The organism is Bradyrhizobium sp. AUGA SZCCT0176 (assembly GCF_018130145.1).
Lineage (GTDB): Bacteria > Pseudomonadota > Alphaproteobacteria > Rhizobiales > Xanthobacteraceae > Bradyrhizobium.
On record NZ_JAFCMB010000014.1, the window covers coordinates 40,857 to 66,021 of the forward strand.

General features: G+C 63.7%; 25 protein-coding genes. 15 read left to right on the plus strand and 10 right to left on the minus strand.

Features of this window, described 5'->3' with window-relative positions; translation table 11 throughout:
- Window position 1: 1 nt before the first annotated feature.
- Both JQ600_RS26440 and JQ600_RS26445 read right to left on the minus strand, forming a co-directional pair.
- Window positions 2-478 carry a nuclear transport factor 2 family protein gene (locus JQ600_RS26440; protein ID WP_212387693.1) on the minus strand — a complete coding sequence of 159 codons (477 nt, stop codon included), beginning with the start codon at window positions 476-478 and terminating at the stop codon, window positions 2-4.
- 21 nt (window positions 479-499) lie between these two features.
- Window positions 500-1,324, minus strand: coding sequence for a helix-turn-helix domain-containing protein (locus JQ600_RS26445; RefSeq protein ID WP_212387691.1), 825 nt, complete (start codon window positions 1,322-1,324; stop codon window positions 500-502).
- A gap of 110 nt (window positions 1,325-1,434) precedes the next feature.
- Between JQ600_RS26445 and JQ600_RS26450 the strand changes: the two genes are divergently transcribed.
- The gene (locus JQ600_RS26450; RefSeq protein ID WP_212387688.1) at window positions 1,435-1,809 is read left to right on the plus strand and encodes a nuclear transport factor 2 family protein; all 375 of its coding nucleotides are present in this window, start codon (window positions 1,435-1,437) and stop codon (window positions 1,807-1,809) included.
- A 90-nt stretch (window positions 1,810-1,899) separates the two neighbouring features.
- Window positions 1,900-3,168: a flavin-dependent oxidoreductase gene (locus JQ600_RS26455; RefSeq protein ID WP_212387685.1), complete on the plus strand. Its 1,269-nt coding sequence runs from the start codon at window positions 1,900-1,902 to the stop codon at window positions 3,166-3,168.
- A 129-nt stretch (window positions 3,169-3,297) separates the two neighbouring features.
- On the opposite strand, the gene JQ600_RS26460 is transcribed toward JQ600_RS26455, so the two are convergent.
- From JQ600_RS26460 to mutY, 3 genes are all read right to left on the minus strand, one after another.
- Complete coding sequence (locus JQ600_RS26460) at window positions 3,298-3,717, minus strand: PaaI family thioesterase (RefSeq protein ID WP_212490156.1); 420 nt, start codon at window positions 3,715-3,717, stop codon at window positions 3,298-3,300.
- 88 nt (window positions 3,718-3,805) lie between these two features.
- Window positions 3,806-4,483 (minus strand): hypothetical protein, encoded by a 678-nt coding sequence (locus JQ600_RS26465; protein ID WP_212387679.1) that lies wholly within the window; start codon window positions 4,481-4,483, stop codon window positions 3,806-3,808.
- Between the two features lie 55 nt (window positions 4,484-4,538).
- Window positions 4,539-5,633, minus strand: coding sequence for an A/G-specific adenine glycosylase (gene mutY, locus JQ600_RS26470; protein WP_212387900.1), 1,095 nt, complete (start codon window positions 5,631-5,633; stop codon window positions 4,539-4,541).
- Window positions 5,634-5,803: 170 nt separating this feature from the next.
- Here mutY and JQ600_RS26475 point away from each other — a divergent pair, with 170 nt between their 5' ends.
- The 5 genes from JQ600_RS26475 (at window position 5,804) to JQ600_RS26495 (ending at window position 11,585) form a co-directional block, all read left to right on the plus strand.
- Window positions 5,804-6,124, plus strand: coding sequence for a HigA family addiction module antitoxin (locus JQ600_RS26475; protein WP_212387676.1), 321 nt, complete (start codon window positions 5,804-5,806; stop codon window positions 6,122-6,124).
- Between the two features lie 6 nt (window positions 6,125-6,130).
- Window positions 6,131-6,610, plus strand: a complete 480-nt coding sequence (locus tag JQ600_RS26480; RefSeq protein ID WP_192738571.1) for a DUF721 domain-containing protein — start codon at window positions 6,131-6,133, stop codon at window positions 6,608-6,610.
- Window positions 6,611-6,727: 117 nt separating this feature from the next.
- A complete protein-coding gene (locus JQ600_RS26485) occupies window positions 6,728-7,384 on the plus strand; it encodes a DsbA family protein (RefSeq protein ID WP_212269502.1) in 657 nt (218 codons plus the stop codon).
- A gap of 287 nt (window positions 7,385-7,671) precedes the next feature.
- Entirely contained in the window at window positions 7,672-11,136 is a 3,465-nt protein-coding gene (gene smc / locus JQ600_RS26490) for a chromosome segregation protein SMC (RefSeq protein ID WP_212387673.1), read from the plus strand.
- Window positions 11,137-11,153: 17 nt separating this feature from the next.
- Window positions 11,154-11,585, plus strand: a complete 432-nt coding sequence (locus JQ600_RS26495; protein ID WP_212387671.1) for a hypothetical protein — start codon at window positions 11,154-11,156, stop codon at window positions 11,583-11,585.
- Between the two features lie 271 nt (window positions 11,586-11,856).
- On the opposite strand, the gene JQ600_RS26500 is transcribed toward JQ600_RS26495, so the two are convergent.
- Entirely contained in the window at window positions 11,857-12,462 is a 606-nt protein-coding gene (locus JQ600_RS26500; protein ID WP_212387669.1) for a hypothetical protein, read from the minus strand.
- 332 nt (window positions 12,463-12,794) lie between these two features.
- Between JQ600_RS26500 and JQ600_RS26505 the strand changes: the two genes are divergently transcribed.
- From JQ600_RS26505 to JQ600_RS26535, 7 genes are all read left to right on the plus strand, one after another.
- Complete coding sequence (locus JQ600_RS26505; RefSeq protein WP_212387668.1) at window positions 12,795-13,802, plus strand: IS5 family transposase; 1,008 nt, start codon at window positions 12,795-12,797, stop codon at window positions 13,800-13,802.
- Window positions 13,803-13,963: 161 nt separating this feature from the next.
- Window positions 13,964-14,938 carry a small ribosomal subunit Rsm22 family protein gene (locus JQ600_RS26510; RefSeq protein WP_212387666.1) on the plus strand — a complete coding sequence of 325 codons (975 nt, stop codon included), beginning with the start codon at window positions 13,964-13,966 and terminating at the stop codon, window positions 14,936-14,938.
- Between the two features lie 115 nt (window positions 14,939-15,053).
- On the plus strand, window positions 15,054-15,614 hold the full coding sequence (locus JQ600_RS26515) for a LemA family protein (RefSeq protein ID WP_212269505.1): 561 nt from the start codon (window positions 15,054-15,056) through the stop codon (window positions 15,612-15,614).
- 33 nt (window positions 15,615-15,647) lie between these two features.
- Window positions 15,648-16,859, plus strand: a complete 1,212-nt coding sequence (locus JQ600_RS26520; RefSeq protein ID WP_212387664.1) for a M48 family metallopeptidase — start codon at window positions 15,648-15,650, stop codon at window positions 16,857-16,859.
- A 158-nt stretch (window positions 16,860-17,017) separates the two neighbouring features.
- Window positions 17,018-17,782, plus strand: a complete 765-nt coding sequence (locus JQ600_RS26525; RefSeq protein ID WP_192738565.1) for a hypothetical protein — start codon at window positions 17,018-17,020, stop codon at window positions 17,780-17,782.
- 59 nt (window positions 17,783-17,841) lie between these two features.
- Window positions 17,842-18,510: a hypothetical protein gene (locus JQ600_RS26530; RefSeq protein WP_212387662.1), complete on the plus strand. Its 669-nt coding sequence runs from the start codon at window positions 17,842-17,844 to the stop codon at window positions 18,508-18,510.
- A 93-nt stretch (window positions 18,511-18,603) separates the two neighbouring features.
- On the plus strand, window positions 18,604-18,936 hold the full coding sequence (locus JQ600_RS26535) for a GIY-YIG nuclease family protein (RefSeq protein ID WP_212387660.1): 333 nt from the start codon (window positions 18,604-18,606) through the stop codon (window positions 18,934-18,936).
- Window positions 18,937-18,981: 45 nt separating this feature from the next.
- Here the strand turns inward: JQ600_RS26535 and JQ600_RS26540 are convergent, their stop codons facing one another.
- Both JQ600_RS26540 and JQ600_RS26545 read right to left on the minus strand, forming a co-directional pair.
- Complete coding sequence (locus JQ600_RS26540; RefSeq protein WP_212269509.1) at window positions 18,982-19,521, minus strand: adenine phosphoribosyltransferase; 540 nt, start codon at window positions 19,519-19,521, stop codon at window positions 18,982-18,984.
- A gap of 130 nt (window positions 19,522-19,651) precedes the next feature.
- Window positions 19,652-21,817: an anthranilate synthase component I gene (locus JQ600_RS26545; RefSeq protein WP_212387656.1), complete on the minus strand. Its 2,166-nt coding sequence runs from the start codon at window positions 21,815-21,817 to the stop codon at window positions 19,652-19,654.
- A 355-nt stretch (window positions 21,818-22,172) separates the two neighbouring features.
- Between JQ600_RS26545 and JQ600_RS26550 the strand changes: the two genes are divergently transcribed.
- Window positions 22,173-23,168 (plus strand): VOC family protein, encoded by a 996-nt coding sequence (locus tag JQ600_RS26550; RefSeq protein WP_212387653.1) that lies wholly within the window; start codon window positions 22,173-22,175, stop codon window positions 23,166-23,168.
- A gap of 138 nt (window positions 23,169-23,306) precedes the next feature.
- Here the strand turns inward: JQ600_RS26550 and JQ600_RS26555 are convergent, their stop codons facing one another.
- Both JQ600_RS26555 and JQ600_RS26560 read right to left on the minus strand, forming a co-directional pair.
- Window positions 23,307-24,203 carry an NAD-dependent epimerase/dehydratase family protein gene (locus tag JQ600_RS26555; RefSeq protein WP_212269512.1) on the minus strand — a complete coding sequence of 299 codons (897 nt, stop codon included), beginning with the start codon at window positions 24,201-24,203 and terminating at the stop codon, window positions 23,307-23,309.
- Between the two features lie 169 nt (window positions 24,204-24,372).
- The gene (locus tag JQ600_RS26560) at window positions 24,373-25,047 is read right to left on the minus strand and encodes a dienelactone hydrolase family protein (RefSeq protein ID WP_212387651.1); all 675 of its coding nucleotides are present in this window, start codon (window positions 25,045-25,047) and stop codon (window positions 24,373-24,375) included.
- Between the last annotated feature and the right edge of the window lie 118 nt (window positions 25,048-25,165).

A 25,165-nucleotide genomic window follows, 5' to 3' on the forward strand; every position in this document is an offset into this window, starting at 1 on the left:
CTCACGCCGCGCGGGGCTGCAACTTGCCGTCGATGTAGACGCTGACGATGGTGTCGTCGGCGGGATAAAACTCGGGCGCCACCGCCTGGATCTGAGCCTGGATGCACTTCCACGCGCCGTTCTCGAACAGGTAGGTGTCGGTGTATATGGTCATCCCGGTCACTTCGTTGCCGTCGCGCCGCCGGATCGCCTTGTTGGTCGAGCGCACCAGCGCGACATCGCCGATGACGGTGATGAGTTCGTCGCGGACATCCCAGTAGGGGATCAGTTTCGGATCGAAGGCGGTCGCCCAGTATTTCAGATAGGTCGCGCGATCCCAGCGCTGTCCGGTCGGCCAGATGCTGATGAAGGCAGGGTGCAGGATGGCGTCGTGCGAGGCCACGTCGTTGGTGATGAAATTATGGATGAAGCGGGCGTTCAACGCGCGCAATTCTTCCATCGTCTCGGCGGATTGATGGTCACGTTTTGCCAATTGCATTTTTCATCTCCTCAATTTTTGTCAAAGCGCCATCCGGCGCGCCATCTCTGCGGTGGCATCGTCTGCCGGAAAAAAGCATTCGATCTTGATCTGTTGCAGCGCCGCGTCCGTCGGCATTGCTAGCGTCGTAAAGGTGGAAAAGAACGCGAGCCGTAAATCACCTTTGGCGAGTTGCATGATCATGACGGGCGAGCTGGCGTGGGAATGGCGGGGAAGCCGCCATTCGGCCGGCAGCCCGGGATAGGCCATGATCTCGTCGAACAGGCGCGCGGCCGCCCGGCTGCCCTGTGCGACGTCACGGTGCAGGATCTGGATCATCTGGCCGGCGAACTCTTCCCAGTTCACGATGAACTGCCGCAGGCCTTTGGGATGGAAAACGACGTGCATGGCGTTGTCGGCAATGCCGGCTTCCATCCGGTAGGAATCACGAAACGGCTTGAGCAGGCGGGCGGACCCTCGGTTGCGCATCCGAACGTCCCAGTGTCCGTCGACCACGATCCCCGGATACGGCTCCTGCTGCCGCAGCATGAAATCGAGCGCCTGCTGCACTGGCTGCAGATTGTCCGCCGCCAGCCCCTTGTCGCTATAGGGCGGCACGAAGCCCGCCGCGACGTGCAAGGCATTGCGCTCCTCGAGCGGCAGATCGAGCGCGCTGCCGAGCAGTTGCACCATCTCGCGGCTCGGCTGCGACCGGCCGGTTTCCAGAAAGCACAAATGCCGCGCCGATACGTTGGCGTCACTTGCCAGTTCGATCTGGGTTAGTCTGCGCACGCTGCGCCAATGCTTCAGCAGACTGCTGAAGTGCCCGGCCGCGGCATCCTGCAAATTTTGTTTTGGTATGCCCATGTGCCGCAATCTAGACCATCACGTCAGAACGGCAATTACCTCGGATGTAAGTGACAAGCCGCGAACTGCTTGCAAGACTTGGCGTCCGTTCAATCGTGCGGGGAGTATTCATGGACGGCAGCGCAATCACAAAAATCGTGACGCAGTACATGGCGGCATGGAACGAGCCGGAGGCTGCAGCCCGGCAAGCGCTGCTCGCGCAATGCTGGAGTGACGTCGGCGTCTATCTCGATCCCAGGGCCTCGCTGACGGGGCGGAACGAACTCGCCCGCCACATCGCTGCGACACAGGCCTCACGGCCCGGCGCGCGGCTCGAGTTCATGAGCGGCATCGACGCGCACCACAACGTGGTCCGCTTCCTCTGGCGCCTGGTGCGCGCGGACGGCAGCTGCGGCGACATCTCGATCGATTTTGGCGAGCTCGGCCCCGACGGCCGGCTGGTCAGGATCATCGGCTTCTTCGGCGCTCCGCCCGCACCGCCGTAAACGTTGGGGACGGGATACTGGCCGGGCTTTCGCAGTTGCCCCCTGCCGCCCCTCATGTCATGACGCCCCGGAGGTAACAGAGGCGTAGACATGACCGTACTCATCGCCGGCGGTGGCATTGGCGGGCTGACGCTGGCGCTCAGCCTGCACCAGATCGGCGTTCCCGCACGCGTCTTTGAAAGCGTGCCGGAGCTTCGGCCGCTCGGCGTCGGTATCAACGTGTTGCCGCATGCGGTGCGCGAGCTGATCGAGCTCGGCCTGCACGACCAACTCGACGCGGCCGCCGTCCGCACCAAGGAACTGGCGTATTTTTCCAAGCACGGCAAACCGATCTGGAGCGAGCCGCGCGGCGTCGAAGCCGGCTACAAATGGCCGCAATTCTCGATCCACCGCGGCACGCTGCAGCAGATCCTGCTCGACGCCGCGACCGAACGGCTCGGAAAAGAGAACATCCTCACCAGCCACCATCTCACCGGCTGGACAGAAAGCGCCGATGGCGTCCGCGCCGAATTCATCGACAAGGCGACCGGGAAAACGGCCGGGAGCCATGACGGCGTGCTGCTGATTGCCGCCGACGGCATTCATTCGGCGATCCGCGAAAAACTTTATCCGCAGGAAGGCCCGCCGATCTGGAATGGGCGCATCCTGTGGCGCGGCATCACCAAATCTGACGCCTTCCTGTCGGGCCGCACCATGATCATGGCCGGCCACGAGATCCTGAAATTCGTCTGCTATCCGATTTCGAAGCAGCCGGACGCCTCAGGCAAGTCTAGCATCAACTGGGTGGCCGAGCGGCACATGCCGCCGACCTATCAGTGGCGCCGCGAGGACTATAACCGGACCGCCAAGCTCGACGAATTCCTGCCCTGGTTCAAGGACTGGAAATTCGACTGGCTCGACGTGCCCGGCCTGATCCGCAACTGCCCGCATGCGTACGAATATCCGCTGGTCGACCGCGATCCGATTCCGCAATGGACCTTCGGCCGGGTCACATTGATGGGCGACGCCGCGCATCCGATGTACCCGATCGGCTCCAACGGCGCCTCGCAGGCGATTTTGGATGCCCGCGTGATCACCCGCGAAATCCTGGCGCACGGCCCGACCAACGCGGCGCTCGCAGCCTATGAGGCCGAGCGCCGGCCCGCGACCACGGATCTCGTGATGCTGAACCGGCGCAACGGGCCGGAACAGGTGATGCAGATGGTCGAGGAACGCGCGCCCGACGGCTATGAGGTCGTCACCGACGTGCTGTCGCTGCAGGAGCTGGAAGACATCGCGGCGAACTACAAGCGCGTCGCCGGTTTCCAGGTCGAAGGCCTCAACGCCAAGCCGCCGATCGTGCAGTTGCCTGCGCGATAGTTGATTTCGAGAGCTGGCTGATTTCCACACGTCATTGCGAGCGAAGCGAAGCAATCCATCACGTGGCAAAGCGGATAAATGGATTGCTTCGTCGCTGACGCTCCTCGCAATGACGGAGCTGCATCCGTACTACCCGATCGCCTTCGCCATCTCAACCAGCCGCGCGCTGGTGCTGGCGGTGGCGAGCAACGTGCCATCCTCGGCCATCAACCTGCCCTCGACGAAGGCGACGGTCTTGCCGAGCTGAGTGACGGTCGCTTCGCCGATCAGCTTGCCCGGCCTGGCTGGCGCCAGAAAATTTATGGTTATTGTGATGGTCGCGGTGTAGAGCCTGCCCTCAGACATGACGAGCACCGCCGGACCCATGGTGTCGTCGAGCATGGCGGAGAGAATGCCGCCCTGCACGAAGCCAGCCGGGTTGCAAAAGTCCTTTCGGCCATCGAAGCCGATCCGGATCCATCCCTCTTTGGGACGTGCGTCGAGCAAATGCCAGCCGAGCAGCTTGGCGCATGGTGGGGCCGTGAAATTGTCGAGCGCGGTTGCGATCATGAGATCCTCCTGATCGCAGCGTTGTAGCGGAGGCCTGCTGACAGCGTGGTGTCAGCAGACCAGAACCGCCTCCCAAGTAAATAGTGGACTACTTAAGCGCACGAGACCTCTGTCTCATCGCTCCATTTTCGAGATACGCAACCCCGTTTGGGGCCGAACTGCTGATGAACTCAGCGACAAAGGCGCGCCCGATATCGTCCTGCTCAATCGTGCCAAAAGGTCCCGGAATCAGACGCCCCAGCCAGGCCACATAGCGCGGCGTGTGAGCATTGCCCGCGATAATTCCGGGGCGAAAAATCGCGAGGCGTTGGAAGCCTATCCCTCGAACCGTCTCTTCTTTCAACCCCATGACCCGCACATAGCGAATCCTGCTTTTCGAGGTGCTTCCCACTGCCGAGAGCAGTGAAAACCGTGTGATACCTCCGGCCTGACAACCGCGGGCAAAGCCACCCACCACGCCAATTTCGAGCGCCTTTAATTCCTCCTCACTCCACTTCAAGCTGCCTTTGCCGACACCAACACAGGATGCCCCATAGACAGGATCGCCTTGCGCAACCATGCTCTGCGCAAGCTTGGTCACTTCTGCCGGAAACTGAGCGGCTGCCGTATCCAGGACCACCTGCCGCACACGGGGATCAGCGCTCACAGAAATCGCCCTGCGATTGACCATCACTACTCCTGCGCAGGACGGCTCCGCCGCCAGCGCACGCACCACCGCAGCTCCCACCTGCCCCGTGCCACCGATGATCAAGACACGAAATGCCATTTTAGGCCTCTTACTGTTTGACGCGCCATCCTCCGCGGGATTTGGCGATGGCTTGCTAGAGATTTAGCCCGTGCGCGATCGCCTTGCGCATGACATTGGGCAGCGCCTCACCCGCGAGCGTCGCGATCGGGACCCAGCGCATTCTGTCCGGTGCTCGCGTCCGCGCGGCCACCTTCGCGGTGTAGATCACCAGCTCAAGCGGAAAATGCGTGAAGACATGCGTCACCACGCCCACCTTGCGATGCCATTTGGCGATCCCCTTGAGCGCCGGCGCCTGCTGCAAGGCCGCCTTGTCGTCCTGGCCGGCGAGCCAGTCCGAGCCCGGGACTTCGGTCATGCCGCCAAGCAGGCCTTTTTCCGCGCGGGTGCGAACCAGCAATTCATCGCCCCGCGTGACGATGAAGGCCGCGCCGCGGCGCATCGTTCCCGTCTTCTTCGGCGCTTTGCGCGGAAAAATCTCCTGATCGCCGCGTGACCGTGCCAGGCAATCGTCGTTCAGCGGACACAGCACACATGCCGGTTTCTTCGGTGTGCAAATCGAAGAGCCCAAATCCATCAGAGCCTGCGCGCTGTCCCCGGCGCGAGAAGGACCCAGCAACGTTGCTGCGAGCTGCTGGATCAACGGTTTGGCCTGCGGCAACGGTTCCTCGACCGCAAACAGCCGCGACACTACGCGCTCGATATTGCCGTCGACCGGCATCGTGCTGATGTCGAACGCAATCGCCGAGATCGCCGCTGCCGTGTAGGGCCCGATGCCCGGCAGTGCGCGCAGGCCCTCCTCGGTATCCGGAAACACCCCGCCATGGTCGCGCAACACCGCGACCGCGCAGGCGTGCAGATTGCGCGCCCGCGAATAGTAGCCAAGCCCGGCCCACATCCGCAGCACGTCGTCGAGCGAGGCCCGGCCAAGCGCCGCGACATCGGGCCAGCGCGTCACAAACTTCAGGAAGTACGGCCCGACGGTTTTGACGCCGGTCTGCTGCAGCATGATTTCGGACAGCCAGACCCGGTAAGGATCCGCCCGCTCCCCCGCCGGCGGCCGCCACGGCAGCACGCGGCGATGCCGGTCGTACCAATCGAGCACCAACGCGGGGCGACCGGGCGTCTCACTTCCTCGTCGTCGGGGTTTGGTGGCCACGGCAGGATTCATGAAGGCACTGTAATAGCAGGATGACAATCTCTCCACGTCATGCCCGCGCTTGTCGCGGGCATCCACGTCTTTCTTCTCGATAGTCCAAGATGACGTGGATGGCCGGGCCAAGCCCGGCCTTGACGGTGTAGCGGTTCCTGCGGAGAGCCGCGCCGTGCTAAAAGCCCCCCATGGCAAAGCGCAATCCGCACCCCGGCGAAATTTTACTCGAAGAGTTCCTTAAACCGATGGCTTTGAGCCAGAATGGCCTGGCGCGCGCCGTCCACGTCGCTCCCCGCCGCATCAATGAGATCGTGTTGGGCAAAAGGGACATCACCGCCGACACCGACCTCCGACTTGCCCGCTATTTCGGAATGTCGGAGGGGTTCCTCCTCGGGCTGCAGATGGACTACGACCTGATGCAGCGGCGGCGCGAGATCGACCGTGATCTCAAGGCGATCCGCCCCGCGCAGCGTGATACGGGCTGCCGCTGCCCGGCAGTGGTGCTATAAGCCCCCATGGCAAAACCCGGCCCGATCTCCGCAAAACCGCTTTCCGTCCTGCTCGGCGACGTGTTTTCGGACGCCTATGCCAAGCAGGGGTTCGCCGCGCGCGAGCTGGTGACGCGCTGGGCTGAGATTGCAGGCCGCGAGATCGCGGCCCATTCCGAGCCGCTGAAGATGCAATGGCCGCGGCCGGTCGAGGGCCAGCCGCAGGAACCGGCCACCCTGGTGCTGCGGGTGGAAGGTCCGATGGCGCTGGAAATCCAGCATTCCTCCGACGTGATCCTGGAGCGGGTCAACCGCTTCTTCGGCTGGAGCGCGGTCGGACGGCTGGCGCTGCGGCAGGCGCCGCTGTCGCGCCGGGACCGGCCAAAACCGTCCCGCGCGCCGGACCCGAAGGCGGTCGCCGAGATCGCCAAAACCCTGTCCTCGGTCGAGGATGACGAATTGCGCGACGCGCTGGCGCGGCTTGGTGCCTCGATCAAGCGAAATTGAGCCTGCCGCGCGCCCGGCCCGCGGCAACCTGCCATTGCCACAATTATCGTTTCAAGCTACGCGAAGGCTCGTTTTTCGTACTTCTTCGGGCGTGAACGCGCCAATCGGGAGCTGACCTTGATCATCACGCGCCGCGCCTTCACCGCCGCCCTTTCGCTGACCGGGCTTGCCGCCCTCGCCGGCTTCTCGCCGCTGCGGCTGATCAATGACGCGCTGGCACAGGGCGCCGCCGACGTCGCCAAGCCGCAGTCGCTGCCGGACATGGCGCTCGGCCCGGCGAATGCCTCGGTCACCATCACCGAATACGCCTCGATGAGCTGCTCGCATTGCGCAGCGTTCACGGAGCAGGTGTTCCCCAAGATCAAGGCGGAATTCATCGACACCGGCAAGATCCGTTTCGTGTTCCGCGAATTCCCGCTCGACATCAAGGCCGCCGCCGGTTCGATGCTGGCGCGCTGCATCGCCAAGGACGACGCGCCGAAATATTTCGCGGTCGTCGACCTCCTCTTCAAGCAGCAGAACGACTGGGTGCTGAAGAACACCACGGAGACGCTGATCCGGATCGGCAAGCAGGCCGGCCTCACGCAAGCGGCGGTGGAAGATTGCCTCAAGGACCAGAAGCTGCTCGACAAGATCGCGGCCGACCAGAAATACGCCGCCGAGGTGCTGAAGGTGCAGTCGACGCCGACCTTCTTCATCAATGGCGAGATGATCAAGGGCGAGCAGAGTTTCGAGGAGTTCAGCAAGCGCATCAATTCGATGCTCAAGAGCTGATCGGCTCATTTTGAGGGAGCAGGCCTGATCGGCCGGCGCGCGAAGCGAACAAATCCCTGTTGAAAACCTGATTCGCCCACCGGATTCATACGGGCCTGTAAGCCCTGCAAAAACCTCGACAAAAGGCTTGGGAAAAGCCCTTCGCGCCCGTTGCCCTTCGGCCCCGGCCTCGCCATTGTCGCGCTCCATAAGAGACGCAACGCGCGACTCATCCACACACCGACATTGCCTTCCATGGTATTGTCACGGCAGGGAGATTCGCGCCCCGCCAACAGAGAATCGTGTTCATGAAACTCACGCGCCTCCGCCTTCATGGTTTCAAGTCGTTCGTTGAACCCACCGACTTCATGATCGAGCCCGGCCTGACCGGCGTGGTCGGGCCGAACGGCTGCGGCAAATCCAACCTGGTCGAGGCACTACGCTGGGCGATGGGCGAGACCTCGCACAAATCGCTGCGCGCCGCCGACATGGATGCGGTGATCTTTGCCGGTTCCGGCAACCGTCCGGCGCGCAACCACGCCGAAGTGGTGATGACGATCGACAATGCCGATCGCTCGGCGCCGGCGGCAATGAACGACCGCGAGATTCTGGAAATTTCCCGACGCATCGAGCGCGAAGCAGGCTCGGTCTATCGCATCAATGGCCGCGACGTCCGCGCCCGTGACGTGCAGATCCTGTTCGCCGATGCCGCCACTGGCGCGCGTTCGCCGGCACTGGTTCACCAGGGCAAGATCGGCGAAATCATTCAGGCCAAGCCCGAACAGCGCCGCCGCGTGCTGGAAGACGCCGCCGGCGTCGCCGGGCTGCACGCCCGCCGCCATGAAGCCGAATTGCGGCTGCGGGCGGCCGAGACCAACCTCACCCGGGTCGAGGACGTGATCGGCCAGCTCTCCGGCCAGGTCGACGGCTTGAAGAAGCAGGCGCGGCAGGCGATCCGGTTCCGCGAAGTCGCCGCCAAGGTGCGCAAGACCGAGGCCACGCTGTTCCATCTGCGCTGGCTCGAAGCCAACACCGACGTGGCGGAAGCCGCGCGCACCCATGACCTCAACGTGCGCGAGATGGCTGAACGCACCCGTGAACAGGCTGAAGCGGCCCGTATCCAGGCGATCCGCGCCTCCGAACTGCCCGCGCTGCGCGAGGGCGAAGCCCGCGCCGCGGCCGGACTGCAACGCCTCACCAATGCGCGCGAGCTGCTCGACCGCGAGGAAGAGCGCGCGAAGGAGCGTGTCGCCGAACTCGACCGCCGCCTGACCCAGTTCACCGCCGACATCGCACGCGAACAGCAGCAGACCTCGGACGCCGAAGTCGCCTTGCTGCGGCTCGACACCGAAGATTCGGAAATCAAGGAAGAGATCAAGTCGCGCGTCGAGAAGCGCAGCGGCGTCGATGAACGCGTCTCCGAAGCGGAAGCGACGCTGGCCGCCGCCGAGCGCATGTTCTCGGAATTGACGACGGTGCTGGCCGACCTCACCGCCAAGCGCAACCAGTTAGAGGCCGGCGTGCGCACCCATCGCGACCGCCTGGCCCGGCTCGACCAGGAAATCGCCAACGTCCAGGCTGAGGAAACCAAGCTCGCGCAGGAAACCGGCAATCTCGGCGACCTCGACGCGCTTGCCGGCGCCATGGAAACCGCGCAGGAAACGCTCGCCGCATCGGAAGCCGCGGCGCAGGCCAACGAAGCCGGCCATGTCGCCGCGCGTGCACGGCTGGAAGCGTCACGTGCGCCGCTGGCGGAAGCCGACAAGCGCGTGCAACGGTTAGAGACCGAAGCGCGCACGATTTCAAAGCTCGTCAATGGCGAGACCAAGAACCTGTGGCCGCCGATCATCGATGGCGTCACCGTCACCAAGGGGTACGAAAAGGCGCTTGGCGCCGTGCTCGGCGACGACCTCGATGCACCGATCGATCCGTCCGCGCCGATGCGCTGGACCAATGCGGGTGCAACCTTCGACGATCCGGCGTTGCCCGCGGGCGTCGAAGCGCTTGCCGCCCATGTCGAAGCGCCGTCCGAGTTGGCGCGCCGTCTGGCGCAGATCGGCGTCGTCGCCAAGGAGCGCGGCGCGGAACTGGTGTCGCAGCTGAAGACCGGCCAGCGGCTGGTGTCGCTGGAAGGCGACGTCTGGCGCTGGGACGGCTTTGTCGCCGCCGCCCACGCCCCGACCGGCGCCGCACGGCGTCTCGCCGAACGCGCCCGCCTGGTCGATATCGAAAACGAGCTGGAGCAGGCCCGCAGCGATGCGGCCGCCAAGCGGCAGGCGCTGGAAGACGCCGAGAGCGAATTGAAGGCGGCATCGGGCGCCGAGTCTGCTGCCCGTGACGCCTGGCGTGCCGCGCAGCGCGAGGCCGATGCCGCACGCGAACGCCATGCCGCGACCGAGCGCGAGATCAACCGCCACGCCGCACGCAAAGCGACGCTGACAGAAGCCCATACGCGCATTGCCGCCGACCGTGCCGAAGTCGAGGCCGCGCATGAGAACGCCAATGCGGTGCTGGCCGAGCTGCCGCCGAGCCTCGAGACCGAAACCAGGCTCGCCACCGTTCGCACCGACATCGAGGGCCATCGCCGCTTCGCAGCACAAGTGCGTGCCGAAGCGCAGGCGCTGGCGCGCGAGGCTGAACTGGCCGACCGCCGTGTGCAGGCGATCCTCGCCGAGCGCACCGAATGGCAGAACCGCAAGCAAAGCGCAGCCTCGCAGGTTTCCACCATCGAAGCCCGCGTCACCGAAGTGACCGCAGAGCGTGCCGAGCTCGAAGACGCGCCGGCGCTGTTCGCCCAGAAGCGCCGCGCGCTGATCAGCGAGATCGAGTCCGCCGAAAGCGCGCGCCGCGTCGCCGCGGATGCGCTGGCTGCGGCCGAGAGCGTGATGGCGGAGACCGACCGCGAGGCAAAGGCTTCGCTGGAAGCGCTCTCCAGCGCCCGCGAGGCGTGCGCCCGCGCCGAGGAACGCATGGACGGCACCAGGCGCCGCCTCTCCGACATCGAGCGCGAAATCCACGACATGCTCGAAGTCGAACCGCATGCCGTGGCTGGTCTGGCCGAACTCGAGCCGGGCGCGGAATTGCCGCCGCTCGCCGAGATCGAGGAAAACCTCGAAAAGCTGCGCCGCGACCGCGAGCGGCTCGGCGCGGTCAATCTGCGCGCCGAGGAAGAGCTGCGTGAAGTCGAGACCCAGCACACGGCATTGACCACCGAACGCGACGACCTCGTCGAAGCCATCAAGCGGCTGCGCCAAGGCATCCAAAGCCTCAACAAGGAGGCGCGCGAGCGGCTCTTGACCTCGTTCGAAACCGTCAACGAGCACTTCAAACGGCTGTTCACCGAATTGTTCGGCGGCGGCGAAGCCGCATTGCACCTGATCGAGAGCGAAGATCCGCTCGAAGCCGGCCTCGAAATCATCGCCAAACCGCCCGGCAAGAAGCCGCAGACGCTCTCACTGCTGTCGGGCGGCGAGCAGGCGCTGACCGCGCTGGCGCTGATCTTTGCGGTGTTCCTCACCAATCCTTCGCCGATCTGCGTGCTGGACGAAGTCGACGCGCCGCTCGACGACCACAACGTCGAACGGTTCTGCAACCTCTTGCATGAAATGACGTCCTCGACCGAAACCCGCTTCATCATCATCACGCATAATCCGATCACGATGGCGCGGATGAACCGGCTGTTCGGCGTCACCATGGCCGAACGCGGCGTCTCGCAGCTGGTCTCGGTCGGCCTCGACGACGCGGTGAAGATCCTCGACCAGCACGTGGCGTGATGTCGTGACACCCGATCATGACTGACGAATCGCTACGAAGCGTCGCCTACCACGAAGCAGGACACGCGGTCGTCGCGCTGGCGCTCTGCCTTAAGGTCGCAAGGGTCGAGATTTTTGAGACTGACTATTCAGGCGGTACCGATGCCGCGCTCGCCGACCAGTTGCCCATCGTGGACCAGATTGCAATTTGCGTCGCAGGGATGAACGCCTGTGAAATGTTCAGTGCGCCCCCGTCTCACGAACTTGCCAACATGGGCGACCACGGCATGGTCATAGGACTACTCGCCGAAATTGACGAAGTCGAAGGCGACATCTTGCGTGACAAAGGACACCAGCGCGCATGGGATTTGTTAAAGACTCACGCGAGCAGCGTCGATGACATCGCGGCTCAGTTACTCGCGCAACGAAAGATCGATTTGACTGGATATGTGCTCAGTACAAGTTCGTAGGATGGGTAGAGCTATTCGCGAAACCCATCAACTTCGATCGCGGATTCAATCGCATCCGCAAACGTCGAACTTTTGATCCCGGCTGCTCATGACTTTGGGTCAGTTCGGCCGCTGCTTCGGGGGCATCGAAGCCAAAGTGGATGACCAAGTGCCCTTGGCTTGCTTTCGCCGAAGGTGGTGGAGCAGCTGGGGTATGTGATGGAGATCGTGCGGGAGCGAGCGTGATTCGCTTGCATCACGCTGTGAAGCATGAACGCTGCTAGCAGCCACTTCAATTCGTCGTGGTCTTGAGGCCGCGCATGGACACGAGCTTTTCCTCACGAAATCGGAGAATGAGCCATGCGGTCTCCTCGAAACCGTCTGCGAGCTTTCCGTGGTGAGAATACACCATCTGAGCAGCTTCCGACTTCGACGGCGGTCCCAGCGCCGTGACTACCTCCTGACGCGACATACCTAAATGCAGCTTGCCGTCGAAGACGAGGGGCGCGAACTTTTCCGGGATGACGGCGCAATCGGTCGAGGTCTCGGTGTCTTTCTCGGTGAGCTCTTCAACGATCTCTGTGACGCGATGGTCCGGGCCGCCCATCTCTCCGTGGGACACGACCCATAGCCGATGCTGCGCGCGCCTATAACACAGCCAATAGATGCTACCTCCAGCGTCGCCCTGGTGTTGGATGGTCCCTTCGCCCACGGCCTTGCGGACCGCGCCGAGCGGCGTCTCCTCGAAGCGGCCGGCGAATGCGCCTAGCGAAAAGCGGGTCGCCAATCTCTTCACGACCGTCGGCGGCACGCGCTCGAACGCATGCTCGTCGACTGGCGGCGGCGGTGTCTGCGCGGAGCAGTCGTACGCGGGGATCGCGAAAAGGAGAAGCAGCAAGAAGAGCGTCTTTCGACCACCAACTCGGAATTGCCTTACATGGTCCGAGAGGAAGGACCTCACAATTGGGCGCGGGAATTCTTCGATAATGCTTGCCATGCCACTTGGTCGCATCAGGCCGGCAAGGGTTCAACGGCCCCAAAACTCGGGCACAGTGTCGCGAAAATGCTCCCCGCTGTCATTGTCCGGCTCGACCGGACGATCCAGTATTCCAGAGACGCCGATGATAGAACCGGGAAGCCGCGGCGTACTGGATCACCCGCTTTCGCGAGGGCTTTGCAGAAGTCGGCCGGGATGATTCTCTTTAGCGAAGGATTCGCTGGAGGAAGCTGATGGCGGAGCGTCAGATTGGTCAATTGAGCTTTACGGACGAGTTGGTGAATGACGCCGCTCGGGCCAATGCGCCGTTGCCGCGGGTGTCGGAACTGGTCGACTGGACCGCGATTGAGGCGCTGCTGAGCGGCTTGCGGAGCGGGTCTATGGGAGCGCCAGCTTACCCGTCGCTGGCGCTGTTCAAGGCTCTGTTGCTGCAGCAATGGTACGGGCTGTCCGATCCAGGACTTGAAGAAGCCCTGGTGGACCGCCTGTCGTTTCGGCGTTTTCTGGGCCTGTCGCTGAGTGAGCCTGTACCTGATCATTCCACGCTGTGGCGCTTCCGCGAGCAATTGGCCACCAGTGGGCTGGCCGAGCGCGCCTTTGCCCTGATCACAGCGCAGATCGAGAAGTCCGGCTTCGTCTTGAAGCGCGGCACTTTGATTGACGCTTCGCTGATCCGCTCGGCAGTTAATCCGCCTGAACCACCGGATGCCCCTTTGCCACCGGATGCGGACGGGCGGCCCGCCAGCAAGCTGGTTAAAAGCGCTCACGATCCCGACGCGGCCTGGACCAAGAAGGATGGCAAATATGCCTTCGGCTATAAGATGCATGTGGCGATGGACCAAGGCAGCCGCATCATCCGCCGCCTCGCCTTTACGCCAGCCAACGTCAACGACACCGTCTCCGCCGACGGACTGATCTGCGGCGACGAGGCAACGGTCTATGCCGACAAAGCCTACGACAGCCATGCGCGCCGCGTGCGATTGAAGGAGATGGGTATTCGCGATGGCATTATGCGCAGACATAACCGCTGGCTTCGCTTGGGACCGTGGGCGGTGCGTCGGAACGAAGTCATCTCGCATCGGCGCGCGCCGATCGAGCCGTTGTTTGCATTGCTCAAACGCGTCTACGGTTTCGCGCGGGCGCGCTATCGGGGACTGATGCGCAACGCGGCAGCATTCCAGCTCGCCGCTACCGCGATCAATCTCCAGCGATGGGCAAAGATACCACCCCACGCCGCCTAACCAGTCGAGGCGTCCAGCCATTAGGGCTCAATCACGCCACCTGAGGACCAATAGCACCCGCGCTTATATCCCCGTCGATCTGCTCGACTTCTGCAAAGCCCTCGCTTTCGCGGGTGACGACAGCTGTGTATGGAGTGACTTCGGAACATGACGAAGAAGCGATGACCTCACCCGACCTCCCCGCCGAACTGAAATCCGCGCTTGAAGCCAAACTCAAGGGCTTCTCGCGCAGTGACGCGGCCGGGCGCTCGGCGGCGATCTCGAAAAACTACCGCGACGGCGGCGGCTCCGGCGCGATCCGCTCCGAGACCGATGCGCTGGCCTATGCGCTGGCGCGGATGCCCGCGACCTATGCCGCGGTGACCGCCAGCCTGAACGCGCTGTGCGAGATCCGCACCGATTTTGCGCCAAGAACCCTGCTCGATATCGGCGCCGGACCGGGGACAGCAAGCTGGGCCGCGGCGGAAGCATTCTCGACACTGCAAACCTTCACGCTTCTCGACGCCAACGACGCGTTGCGTAAACTGGCGCTCGACCTGGTCAGCGAGAGTTTTCGCCTGCGCGAGCTCCATTACGAACGTGGCGAGGCCCGCAATTCGCTGATCAAGGCCGAAGCCGCGGACCTCGTTGTGGCGAGCTACGTGATCGGCGAGCTCAGTGCGGCCGAACAGGCAGCACTGGCCACGCTGATGTGGGAAAAGACCGGCGATACGCTGCTGGTGGTCGAACCCGGCACGCCGGCCGGCTATGCCCGAGTCATCGCGCTGCGCGAACGCCTGATCGCAGCCGGCGCGCATGTCGCCGCGCCCTGCCCGCACGACGGAACATGTCCGCTTCAAGCGCCGGACTGGTGCCATTTCACCCAACGCCTGCAGCGCTCTCGGGCGCACAAGCAGGTCAAAGGCGCCGAGCTGCCGTTTGAGGACGAAAGATTCGCCTATGTGGCGCTGACGCGCAGCCCTCTTGCAGCACGCCCGTCCCGGGTGCTGGCGCAGCCCGCCGTTTCCAAGGTCGAGGTCACGGCCAAGCTCTGCACCCCGGCTGGCCTCGTCCTCAGCCGGACGCCCCGACGCGCCAAGGCGGATTACGCCCTGGCCCGGCGCTGGCGCTGGGGGGATGCAGTGGTCGAGCCATGAACTTATCCCGGCCTGGTTTCGACTAAACCAAGCCCCCACGTCGCGGCGGGCTGCCGCACGCCCCGGTTTTCGTCTAGGTTCCACACTTTCTTCGCCTCATCAGGAGTTGTTTGCCATGTCGACGAGCTGGATCGTTATCGGCGTCATTGTCATTCTCGTGCTGTTCGCCATCGGTGCGTATAACCGCCTGGTCGCGCTGAGCCAGCGTGTCGGCCAGGCCTTTGCCGACATCGACGTGCAGCTCAAGCAGCGCCACGACCTGATCCCGAACCTGGTGGAGACCGTGAAGGGCTACGCCAGCCACGAGCGCGGCACGCTCGACGACGTGATCAAGGCCCGCAACTCCGCGATGTCCGCGCAAGGGCCGGCGCAGATCGGCGCCGCCGAGAACCAGCTGAGCGGTGCGCTCGGCCGCCTGATCGCGCTGTCGGAGGCCTATCCGGACCTCAAGGCCAACACCAATTTCCAGCAGCTCGCCGGCGAACTGTCCGACCTCGAAAACAAGATCGCCTCGAGCCGCCGCTTCTTCAACAACGCGGTTCAGGAATACAACACCGGCATCCAGCAGCTGCCCGCCGCGCTGTTCGCCGGCATGTTCGGCTTCACCAAAAAGGAATTCTTCGACCTCGGCGCCAGCCGCACCGAAGTCGAGGTCGTGCCGACCGTGAAGTTCTAACGGCCGCGACGTCCCAGCGAGAAGCAGCACATCATGGCCGCGTACGGGCTCTACACGCATATCGCATCGAACAAGTTCCGTTCGATGCTGCTGCTCGCCGGCCTGTTCCTGCTGATCTACGTGCTGGTCTATGCCGGCGCGCTGCTCGCGGAAGTCGTGATCCGCAGTGACCGCTCGGTCGATTATTATTTGCGGACAGCGGGGCGCGATCTGGTCACGGCCTTTCCCTATGCCACCGGCATCGCGGCGCTCTGGATCGTGATCGCCTATTTCTTCCATCAGAACATGATCGACGCCGTCACCGGCGGCGAGGACGTGACGCGAAAGCAGCAGCCGCGGCTCTATAATCTCCTGGAAAACCTCTGCATCTCGCGCGGCCTTCCGATGCCGAAGCTGAAGGTGATGGACAGCCCGGCGCTGAACGCATTCGCGAGCGGCCTCAACCGCCGGCAATACGCCATCACCGTCACCACAGGGCTGCTGAGGACGCTCAACGACCAGGAGGTCGAGGCGGTGCTGGGCCATGAGCTGACCCATATCCGCAACGGCGACGTGCAGCTGATGGTGATCGCGGTCATCATCGCCGGCGTGGTCGGCTTCTTCGGCGAACTGTTCTTCCGCATGTTCACCAACCTGTCGTGGAATTCGTCCGGCGGATCGTGGTCATCCTCGTCCTCGCGTTCGTCGTCCTCTTCGTCGTCGGACAGCGACAACAAGAGCTCCGGCGGCGGCGCGATCATCGTCGTCATCATCGCGGTCGCGCTGATCCTGCTGGCCTGGCTGCTGTCGCAGGTGGTCAAACTGGCGCTGTCGCGGTCGCGCGAATTGCTGGCCGACGCCGGCTCGGTCGAACTGACCAAGAACCCGGACGCCATGATCACGGCACTGCGCAAGATCGAAAATCGCGGCGAGCTTCCCGGCGCCACCTCGGCCGTGATGGAACTGTGCTTCGACAATCCCCGCGAGGGATTTGCCGATCTGTTCGCGACCCATCCGTCGGTGGATTCGCGGGTCAAGGCGCTCGTGCAGTACGCCGGCGGCCGCGATCCCGGCCCGCTGGCCTTGCCTGACGAGGCCGACGACGAGCCGGAGGATCAGGCGGAACCGCAGTCGGCGGATCAACTGCCGCCCCCGGTCACCCACGGTCCGTGGAGCGATGCCGCAGCGCCCGCGGGCCTGCCGCAAGGTCAGCGGCAGGGCGCACGACAGGGTCCTGGCTGGGGACCCTGGGGCCGGCACAGCTGAGCCCTCGGTACGGCGCCATTAACGAATTACCTACGAATAACGCCGGCGCGGGCTCAAGGAATTGAATTCTCCCTTGTTTCTGCCATGTTCGCGCCCAAACAGGTATATGGGGACCTGCCGATCGCTCCCGCGATCGGGGGCGCGTAGTAGGAAATTCCATGGCAAAGCCAGTCGTGATTGTGGTGGGCGCGGACAAGGGCGGGGTCGGCAAGACGACCGTGTCGCGAACGCTCCTGGATTATTTCAGTGCCAACAACGTCCCGACCCGGGCGTTCGACACCGAGTCGCCGCGCGGCACGCTGATGCGCTTCCACCCCGACATCACCCAGATCGTCGACATGACGACGACCGCGGACCAGATGAAGATCTTCGACACGCTCAATGCCGGGACCTCGGTGACCGTGATCGACGTGCGCGCCGGACTGCTGTCGCCGGCGCTGGCCTCGCTCCGCGACATCGGCTTTCTCGATGCCGCCAAGGCCGGCCAGATCACCTTTGCGGTGTTCCATATCCTGGGCCCCTCGATCGCCTCGCTGGACGAAATCGCCGAGACCGCCAATTTCATGCAGGGCGCCAAATATTACCTGGTGAAGAACTTCATCAACGACACCCAGTTCTTCCAGTGGGACCAGGCGACCTACAATTCCTATTTCCACCGCATCAAGGATGCCACCGAGCTCACGATCCCCAAGCTCAACGAAATGGCCTATGAGCAGGTCGAGGTCTCCTCGGTGCCGTTCCTCAAATTCGTCGCCAACAAGGGCACCAACGACGAGGCCGCGAACTATTCGTTCGTGCTCCGCGGCTATGTCCGGCACTGGCTCGCCAATGTCTGGAGCGAGTTCGACCGCATCAAGCTGACCGACCTGGTAGGCGGCGGCAGCGGCAGCGGCAAATCGAGCACCCGCAGCGGCGAAAAATAATCGCGCCAGGTGCGCGATGGGGCTGGATTAGGCGGAAAAATCGCCTGATATAGCGCGTGATGAGCCCCACGTCCGTCTACATCATCTGCTCGCCCCGCCCGCTGGTCGGCAAGACGCTGATCGCGCGGCTGCTCAGCGAATTCCTGCTGTTGAAGAACGGCACGGTGATCTCCTTCGACATCAATCTGAAGGAACCCTCGCTGCTGGAATATCTGCCGCGCACCACCGAGACGGCCGACGTCATCGACACCTTCGGCAAGATGCAGCTGATGGACCGCCTGATCGTCAATGACAGCGTCGCCAAGGTCCTCGACCTCGGTTTCCATGCTTTCGACGAGTTCTTCAAGATGACCGATGAGATCGGCTTCATGAAGGAAGCCGTGCGCCGCGGCGTCGCGCCGGTGATCCTGTTCGTGGCCGATACCGACCGTGCCTCGGCCACGGCCTACCAGATGCTGAAACAGCAAATTCCCGCGAATGCCCTGATCGCGATCGACAATGAGCACGTGGTGCGCGGCGAACTGCCCGCCGCGATGGAGCGGGGACGGGTGCTGCGGATATCGGCGCTGCCGGTGTTCCTGAAGACCTATATCGACCGGCTGACCTTCTCCTTCACGGGCTATCTGCGCCAGGAGAAGGATTCCTCGACCGAACTGCATCAATGGATCCGCAGGAACTACACCAGTTTTCGGGAGCTGGAACTCAGCCTGATGCTGCAGAGGTCGTGAAGCCGACCAAACAATATTACCCGGATAATATTGACGCAGGCCCGTCGGACTGGTACCGCCTCCCCGACAGCAAATCTCCGCGCGAGGCCTCCGGTGACATCAGACAGAAAAGCCGCCATCGCCGCCTACAAGGAGCGGAAGACCATCGCGGGGATTTTCGTGATCCGCAGCAAGGCCTCGGCCGAGCAATGGGTCGGTCAGGCCCCTGACCTCGAGAAAATCCAGAACCGGATCTGGTTTTCGCTGCGCCAGGGCAGCCACACCTGCCGCAGCCTGCAGACGGCATGGACCACGCATGGGCCCGAAAATCTGACCTTCGAGGAATGCGAGCGGCTGGAAGAGGAAGAGACGTCCTACATCAGGGACGCGCTGTTGAAGGAGCGCCTGCTCTATTGGCGCAAACAACTCGGCGCCGCTGCGGTCTAATGTCGTCCCTGCGCACGTGTTCGCAGGGACGACGAGGAAGAAAACTCAATGCCCTTCAAACGCCATCAGCGTTCGCACCGGCACGTCCATTGCCCGCAGCTTGTCGGCGCCGCCCAGATCAGGCAGGTCGATGACGAAGCAGGCCGCGACCACGTGGGCGCCGATCTGGCGCAGCAGCTTCACCGCGCCTTCCGCGGTGCCGCCGGTGGCGATGAGATCGTCGACCAGGATGACGCGCTCGCCGGGCTGCACGGCGTCGGCATGCATCTCCATTTCATCGAGGCCGTATTCCAGCGAATAGGCGATCCGCACCGTGGTGTGCGGCAGCTTGCCTTTCTTGCGGATCGGCACGAAGCCGGCGGAGACCTGATGCGCCACCGCGCCACCGAGGATGAAGCCCCTCGCCTCGATGCCGGCGACCTTGTCGACCTTGCTGCCGGCCCAAGGCTGCACCAGTTCATCGACCGAACGGCGGAACGCGCGCGCATCCGCCAGCAGCGTGGTGATATCGCGGAACAGGATGCCCTTCTTCGGGTAATCCGGAATGGTGCGGACGGTGGCTTTCAGATCATGTTCAAACGTCATCGGTTTCTCTTTTCCCCACTGTCATTCCGGGGCGATGCGAAGCATCGAACCCGGAATCTCGAGATTCCCCGGTGCGCAACTGCGCACCTGTGGTCTGGTGCTAGCGCACCATCCTGAATGACGCGTTGCCTCAATTCGCCGCAACATGCAGCCGGAACGCGTTCTCGACAATACGTAAACCCACCTCCCCGCCGAGCGACATCAGCGATTCCGGGTGAAACTGCACGCCGCCGACCGGCAGGGTCTTGTGTTCGATCGCCATCGCGACGCCGTCCTCGGTGGTCGCGGTGACCGTGAGCACGTCGGGCACGCTGTCGCGCTCGACATAGAGCGAGTGATAGCGGCCGATCACGATCTCATTGGGCAGGTTCTGCATCAACCGCCCGCCCCGCACCTGGACCCGCGACGGCCGGCCGTGCGCGGGCTGACCGAGTTGCCCGAGCTGGCCGCCGAAATATTCGCCAATTGCCTGCACGCCGAGGCAGACGCCGAAGATCGGCAGCTTCTTCTCCAGCGCCGTTCCAATGGTTTTCGAGATCCCGAAATCCTCGGGCCGGCCCGGACCCGGCGACAGCACCAGCAGATCCCAGTTCTTCTGGTTCAGCATCTGCTGCGCATGAACGTGCCGGACCACGGTCACGGACGCACCGACCTGCCGGAAATAATCCGCCAGCATGTGCACAAAACTGTCGTCGTGATCGATCAACAGCACCTTCTTGCCCGAACCGGTGGCATCCGGCGCGAACGCCGACAGCGGCTTCGGCGGATCGCCGCGCAGCGCCTGGAACAGGGCGGCCGCCTTGACCTGGCATTCCCTGTCTTCGGCGGCGGGATCCGAATCGAACAGACAGGTCGCGCCGACGCGCACTTCGGCGAGCCCGTCCTTCATCCGGATGGTGCGGATGGTAAGCCCGGTGTTGATGCTGCCGTCGAAATTCACAGCACCGATCGCGCCGGCATACCAGCGCCGGGACGAGCGCTCATTGTCCTCGACGAACTGCATCGCCCATAATTTCGGTGCACCCGTCACCGTCACGGCCCAGGCGTGGGTCATGAACGCATCGAGCGAGTCGAAGCCGGGGCGAAGAATGCCCTCGACATGGTCGACGGTGTGGAACAGCTTTGAGTAGGTCTCGATCTGGCGCCGCGCCAGCACCTTGATGGTGCCGGGCACGCAGACGCGCGCCTTGTCGTTGCGGTCGACGTCGGTGCACATGTTGAGTTCGAATTCGTCTTTTTCCGAATTCAGCAATTGCCGGATTTGCTCGGCATCGCCGATCGCGTCGACACCGCGCGCGATGGTGCCCGAGATCGGGCAGGTCTCGACCCGCCGTCCGTCGGAGCGCACGAACATTTCCGGCGAGGCGGCGACGAGAAACTCGCCCTCGCCGAGATTCATCAGCGCGCCATAAGGCGACGGGTTGATGCGGCAGAGCCGCTGGAACACTTCGGCCGGCGAACGCTCGCACGGCTCGGCGAATAACTGCCCGGGCACCGCCTCGAACAGATCGCCACGCGCGAACGCGGCGCGTGCGGTCTCAACCGTCGCCTGGTATTCGCCGGGCGCGTGATCGGCAAAACCCTGCCGCGGCGTCTTGGCGTAGACGCTCTCGGCGGTGTCGCGCGGCAGGCCGGCGGTGGATCTGCCGTTCCAGCTGAAATCGTAACTCAGCACCACGCCGCGGCCGGTGGCGCGGTCATAGGCGAGCAGGCGATCCGGCACATACAGCACGATGTCGCGCTGGTCGGTCTCGCGCGCGCGCTTCTGCACGAGGTCCTCGATCTGGAATACGAGGTCGTAGGCGAAGGCGCCGAACAGGCCGAGCAGCGGATCGTCATTGGCGGTGAAGCTTGCGACGAGATCGCGCACCAGCGACATCACGCTGGCGCGTCGGGTGCGCTGGTCTTCATCGACAGGCGCGGGTCCGCGGATGATATGGCCGGCGAGACGCGACGCGCTCTGCTCGGTGACGACGACGCAAGCCTCGCGCAGGACGTCGCCGAGAAAGGCGATCAGCACCTCGCCGCGCCCGTTGAGCGCGCTAAGCGCGAAATTCGCGCCCTCGGTTTCCAGCACCAGCGGCGGGTCGGAAAAGCCAAGGTCAAAGCTCTCGTAGCGGCCCGGCACCGTGGTGCCCGAAGACAGCACCACGCCACGGCGGCGGTCGAGCAGGTCGATCAGGTCATCGAGCCGCTTGGCGTCGCCGGAAAATTGCTCAACGGTGCGCGAGATCGCAAGACCACTGGCGGTCCGGTATTCGCTGTGCTCGGGCAGGGAGAAGACGGTCCTGTTCATGTGATCCTCTTACGAAACTTGGTGAGGGAACGCCACACAGGACAAACGAAGGGCAAACAAACTAACCGCCGGTCGCACTGCGATGGCGACCTTCGACGATTGTTAAAATGAAATCGCACCGGCCACCTCTTTAAGAGGTGCGCCACCAAAGACGGGATGGGCGGACGGCGGTGCTCATGGCGCTTAATCACCATCCGCCGCGAGCGATGTCAAGGGAGGCCCTGGCGCCCTGGCCTGCCCGTGCCTGGCCCGCCGGCCATCTTTTGGGGTTTGAAACGGGCAAAATCCGCGTAGCATCCGGCCCAAGCGGCGGCGGCAACAACGCCCGAAAACAACAAGCAGGCGGAGGCAAGGGATGGCATTGCTGGGTCTGGGATACGCGGGCTTCGGATCGGATGCGCTGGAGGACTGGCGCCAGTTCGGGACCTCGCTGGTCGGCCTGCAGGCGGTCGAGCGCGGCAACTCGCTGCTGGCCTTCCGGATGGACGACCGCAAGCAGCGCATCGTCATCGACCGCGCGATGGGCGAAGGCGCGCGCTTCTTCGGCTGGGAAGTCGCCGACGCGGCGGCGCTGGACCAGCTTGCAGCCCGGCTCGAACAAGCCGGCGTCAATGTCACGGCCGAGCCAAAGACGCTGGCCGATGCCCGGCGCGTGCGCGGCCTGATCTCGTTTCGCGATCCCGGCGGCAACCGGCTCGAGGCGTTTTACGGCGCCGAGATCGACGAGACGCCGTTCAGTCCGGGCCGCTCGATCTCGGGCTTTCGCACCGGTCCGCTCGGCCTCGGACATGCCGTACTGACCGTCGAGCACATCGATCCGATGATGGCGTTCTATGTCGACGTGCTCGGCTTCGGGCTTTCCGACTACATCGAAAAGCCGTTCCGCGCCTATTTCTTTCACGTCAACGCGCGGCATCACAGCCTGGCGCTGATCGAGACCGGCAAGAACGGCATGCATCATCTGATGGTGGAATTGTTCTCGCTCGACGATGTCGGGCAATCCTACGACATCGCAATGATGCAGCCGGACCGAATCGGCGTCACGCTCGGCCGCCACACCAACGATTTCATGACCTCATTCTACGCCAAGACACCGTCGTCCTTCATGATCGAATGCGGCTGGGGCGGCCGCGAGATCGATCCCGCGACATGGCAGCCGGTCGAAATGCATCACGGCCCGAGCCTGTGGGGACACGAGCGCGTCTGGCTGCCGCCAAAAGACCGCGAGACCGCGCGCCAGATGCGGATGCAAGCCGCCACCGAAGGCCTGCGCGCGCCGGTGCAGGTGATGGAAGGTAATTACCAGCTGATGTCGGGCACGTGTGCGTGGTGGGATGGGGTGAAGCAGTAGGACCGGCATGTCGTCCCGGCGAACGCCGGGACCCATAACCACCACTGTTCGTGGTTACGGGAGTCGTCGAACACTGATTTCTAACCGATAAGCCGCGGCGTATGCGTCCCGGCCTTCGCCGGGACGACGACTTCGTTGCTACCGATAACACCCCTCTTCGATCTCCTCGATCAGGCTCCGCGCCTGCGGCTTCCAGCCGAGCTGCCGTGCCCGCACCGCACGCACGCGGCTGTTGGATGCCATGGTGTTTTCAGCCGTGCCCTCGCCCCATTCGGCGGCCGCCTCTTCCATCGACATCGCCGATGGCGGTCCAGCAAAACCCAGCATGCGGTTGATGGCTTCGCAAACCTCGCGCATCGAATCCTCGCCGTTCTCGGCGAAGTAGAACGCACCGGCCGGCGACTTCTCGATCGCAAGCGCATAGAGCGTCACGAGATCGTCGATATGAACGTTCGACCAGATATTCTCGCCGGGACCGGCATGGGCCGCGTTGCCGCGTTTTTTCGCGAGCTTTATCAGGAAAGGTACCTGCACGCTGTCGCGCCCCGCCCCGTGGCCGATGCCGTAGATCAGGCTCGGGCAAATGATGACGGGACGGCAGCCCTTGTCGCGATAGGAGAGGATCAATTCGTTCAGCGCGACCCGCGCCGCACGCGCAGGCGATGGCGTAAACGGCGTGTCTTCATCGAACACCGCATCAGAGCGCTGGCCCTTGGATTGCGTGCCGATGATGCTCGACCCCGAGGTGTGGATGAAAGGCTTGCCGCTTCCGGCCAGCGCGCCGAGCAGGGCATCCACCGCGCCGGTGTGATCGGCGCTCGCCGCATTGATGACGACGTCGGCGGCGCGCGCCGCCTGCGCGAGGATTTCCGCGTCATCCAGCGTTCCCGATAACGGCTCGATGCCGCGGGTGCGCACCGCGTCGGCCTTTTCCGGGGAACGAACCAGGCCGGTGACCTGATGTCCGGCGGCCGCGAGATGAGCGGCCACCGATCCGCCGATATAACCGGACGCGCCTGTGCAGAAGACTTTCATTTACAACTCCACCGTCATTGCGAGCCGACGGGTCGCGCGGATGCGCGCCCGATGACAGGCTCCGCGAAGCAATCCAGTGTTAGGGACGCAAGATGGATTGCTTCGTCGCGACGCTCCCTTGCGCAAACGCCCGCGTTTGTCGCAGGCAATGACGAGGAGGCGCTTGATCTCACCCCAGATGCTTCCTGAAAAACTCCGTCGCGCGGCCCCAGGCGAGCTCCGCGCACTGCCGGTCGTGCACCGACAGGCGCTGTTCATTGCCGAAGCCGTGCTCGGCGTCATAGCGGAACAGCTCCAGCGACTTTCCCGCTTCCTTCATCGCCTTTTCGAAACCATCGACCAGCGCCGGCGTGCACCAGTCGTCCTTGGCGGCGAAATGGCCCTGCAGCGGAATTTTCACATCCGCCGGTTTTGCCGCCTGCTCCGGCGGGATGCCGTAGAACACGACACCGGCCGTGAGCTCCGGAATCCTGGTGGCGCCGATGATGGTGACAGCACCGCCGAGACAAAAGCCGGTCAGGCCGACCTTGGCGCCGTTCTTGGCGAGATATTGCGCGGCGCCGCGCACCGTCTGCGTCGTCGCATCCATGAAATCCAGCGAGTTCATCTCTTTGCCGGCGGCGTCGGTGTCGTGATACGGCACCACCGTGCCCTTGTAGAGATCCGGCGCCAACGCGTCGAAGCCGGCCACGGCGAAGCGGTCGCACATGCCCTTGATCTGGTCCTGCAGCCCCCACCATTCCTGGATCACGACCACGCCCGGCGCATTGCCGCGCGCGGCATTGGCGAGATAGCCGGCCGCGTCCTTGCCGTCGGGACGCTTGAAAGTGATGCTGGTTCCCATGAGGTCCTCCATATTTTTTGGGGAGCGATTGGCGGCCATTTTGTCCGCTGCAGGGTCAGGAAGCAATCCGCCTCCACCGTCATTCCGGGATGGTGCGCTAGCACCAGACCCGGAATCT

Coding starts and splice junctions, on each gene's coding strand:
- JQ600_RS26450 (WP_212387688.1), top strand. CDS start 1,435: ATGGACGGCAGCGCAATCACAAAAATCGTGACGCAGTACATGGCGGCA.
- JQ600_RS26445 (WP_212387691.1), bottom strand. CDS start 1,324: ATGGGCATACCAAAACAAAATTTGCAGGATGCCGCGGCCGGGCACTTC.
- JQ600_RS26495 (WP_212387671.1), top strand. CDS start 11,154: ATGACTGACGAATCGCTACGAAGCGTCGCCTACCACGAAGCAGGACAC.
- mutY (WP_212387900.1), bottom strand. CDS start 5,633: ATGAATCCTGCCGTGGCCACCAAACCCCGACGACGAGGAAGTGAGACG.
- JQ600_RS26540 (WP_212269509.1), bottom strand. CDS start 19,521: ATGACGTTTGAACATGATCTGAAAGCCACCGTCCGCACCATTCCGGAT.
- JQ600_RS26465 (WP_212387679.1), bottom strand. CDS start 4,483: ATGGCATTTCGTGTCTTGATCATCGGTGGCACGGGGCAGGTGGGAGCT.
- JQ600_RS26480 (WP_192738571.1), top strand. CDS start 6,131: ATGGCAAAACCCGGCCCGATCTCCGCAAAACCGCTTTCCGTCCTGCTC.
- JQ600_RS26455 (WP_212387685.1), top strand. CDS start 1,900: ATGACCGTACTCATCGCCGGCGGTGGCATTGGCGGGCTGACGCTGGCG.
- JQ600_RS26525 (WP_192738565.1), top strand. CDS start 17,018: ATGGCAAAGCCAGTCGTGATTGTGGTGGGCGCGGACAAGGGCGGGGTC.
- JQ600_RS26510 (WP_212387666.1), top strand. CDS start 13,964: ATGACCTCACCCGACCTCCCCGCCGAACTGAAATCCGCGCTTGAAGCC.
- JQ600_RS26550 (WP_212387653.1), top strand. CDS start 22,173: ATGGCATTGCTGGGTCTGGGATACGCGGGCTTCGGATCGGATGCGCTG.
- JQ600_RS26515 (WP_212269505.1), top strand. CDS start 15,054: ATGTCGACGAGCTGGATCGTTATCGGCGTCATTGTCATTCTCGTGCTG.
- JQ600_RS26505 (WP_212387668.1), top strand. CDS start 12,795: ATGGCGGAGCGTCAGATTGGTCAATTGAGCTTTACGGACGAGTTGGTG.
- JQ600_RS26440 (WP_212387693.1), bottom strand. CDS start 478: ATGCAATTGGCAAAACGTGACCATCAATCCGCCGAGACGATGGAAGAA.
- JQ600_RS26460 (WP_212490156.1), bottom strand. CDS start 3,717: ATGATCGCAACCGCGCTCGACAATTTCACGGCCCCACCATGCGCCAAG.
- JQ600_RS26560 (WP_212387651.1), bottom strand. CDS start 25,047: ATGGGAACCAGCATCACTTTCAAGCGTCCCGACGGCAAGGACGCGGCC.
- JQ600_RS26475 (WP_212387676.1), top strand. CDS start 5,804: ATGGCAAAGCGCAATCCGCACCCCGGCGAAATTTTACTCGAAGAGTTC.
- JQ600_RS26520 (WP_212387664.1), top strand. CDS start 15,648: ATGGCCGCGTACGGGCTCTACACGCATATCGCATCGAACAAGTTCCGT.
- smc (WP_212387673.1), top strand. CDS start 7,672: ATGAAACTCACGCGCCTCCGCCTTCATGGTTTCAAGTCGTTCGTTGAA.
- JQ600_RS26545 (WP_212387656.1), bottom strand. CDS start 21,817: ATGAACAGGACCGTCTTCTCCCTGCCCGAGCACAGCGAATACCGGACC.
- JQ600_RS26530 (WP_212387662.1), top strand. CDS start 17,842: ATGAGCCCCACGTCCGTCTACATCATCTGCTCGCCCCGCCCGCTGGTC.
- JQ600_RS26555 (WP_212269512.1), bottom strand. CDS start 24,203: ATGAAAGTCTTCTGCACAGGCGCGTCCGGTTATATCGGCGGATCGGTG.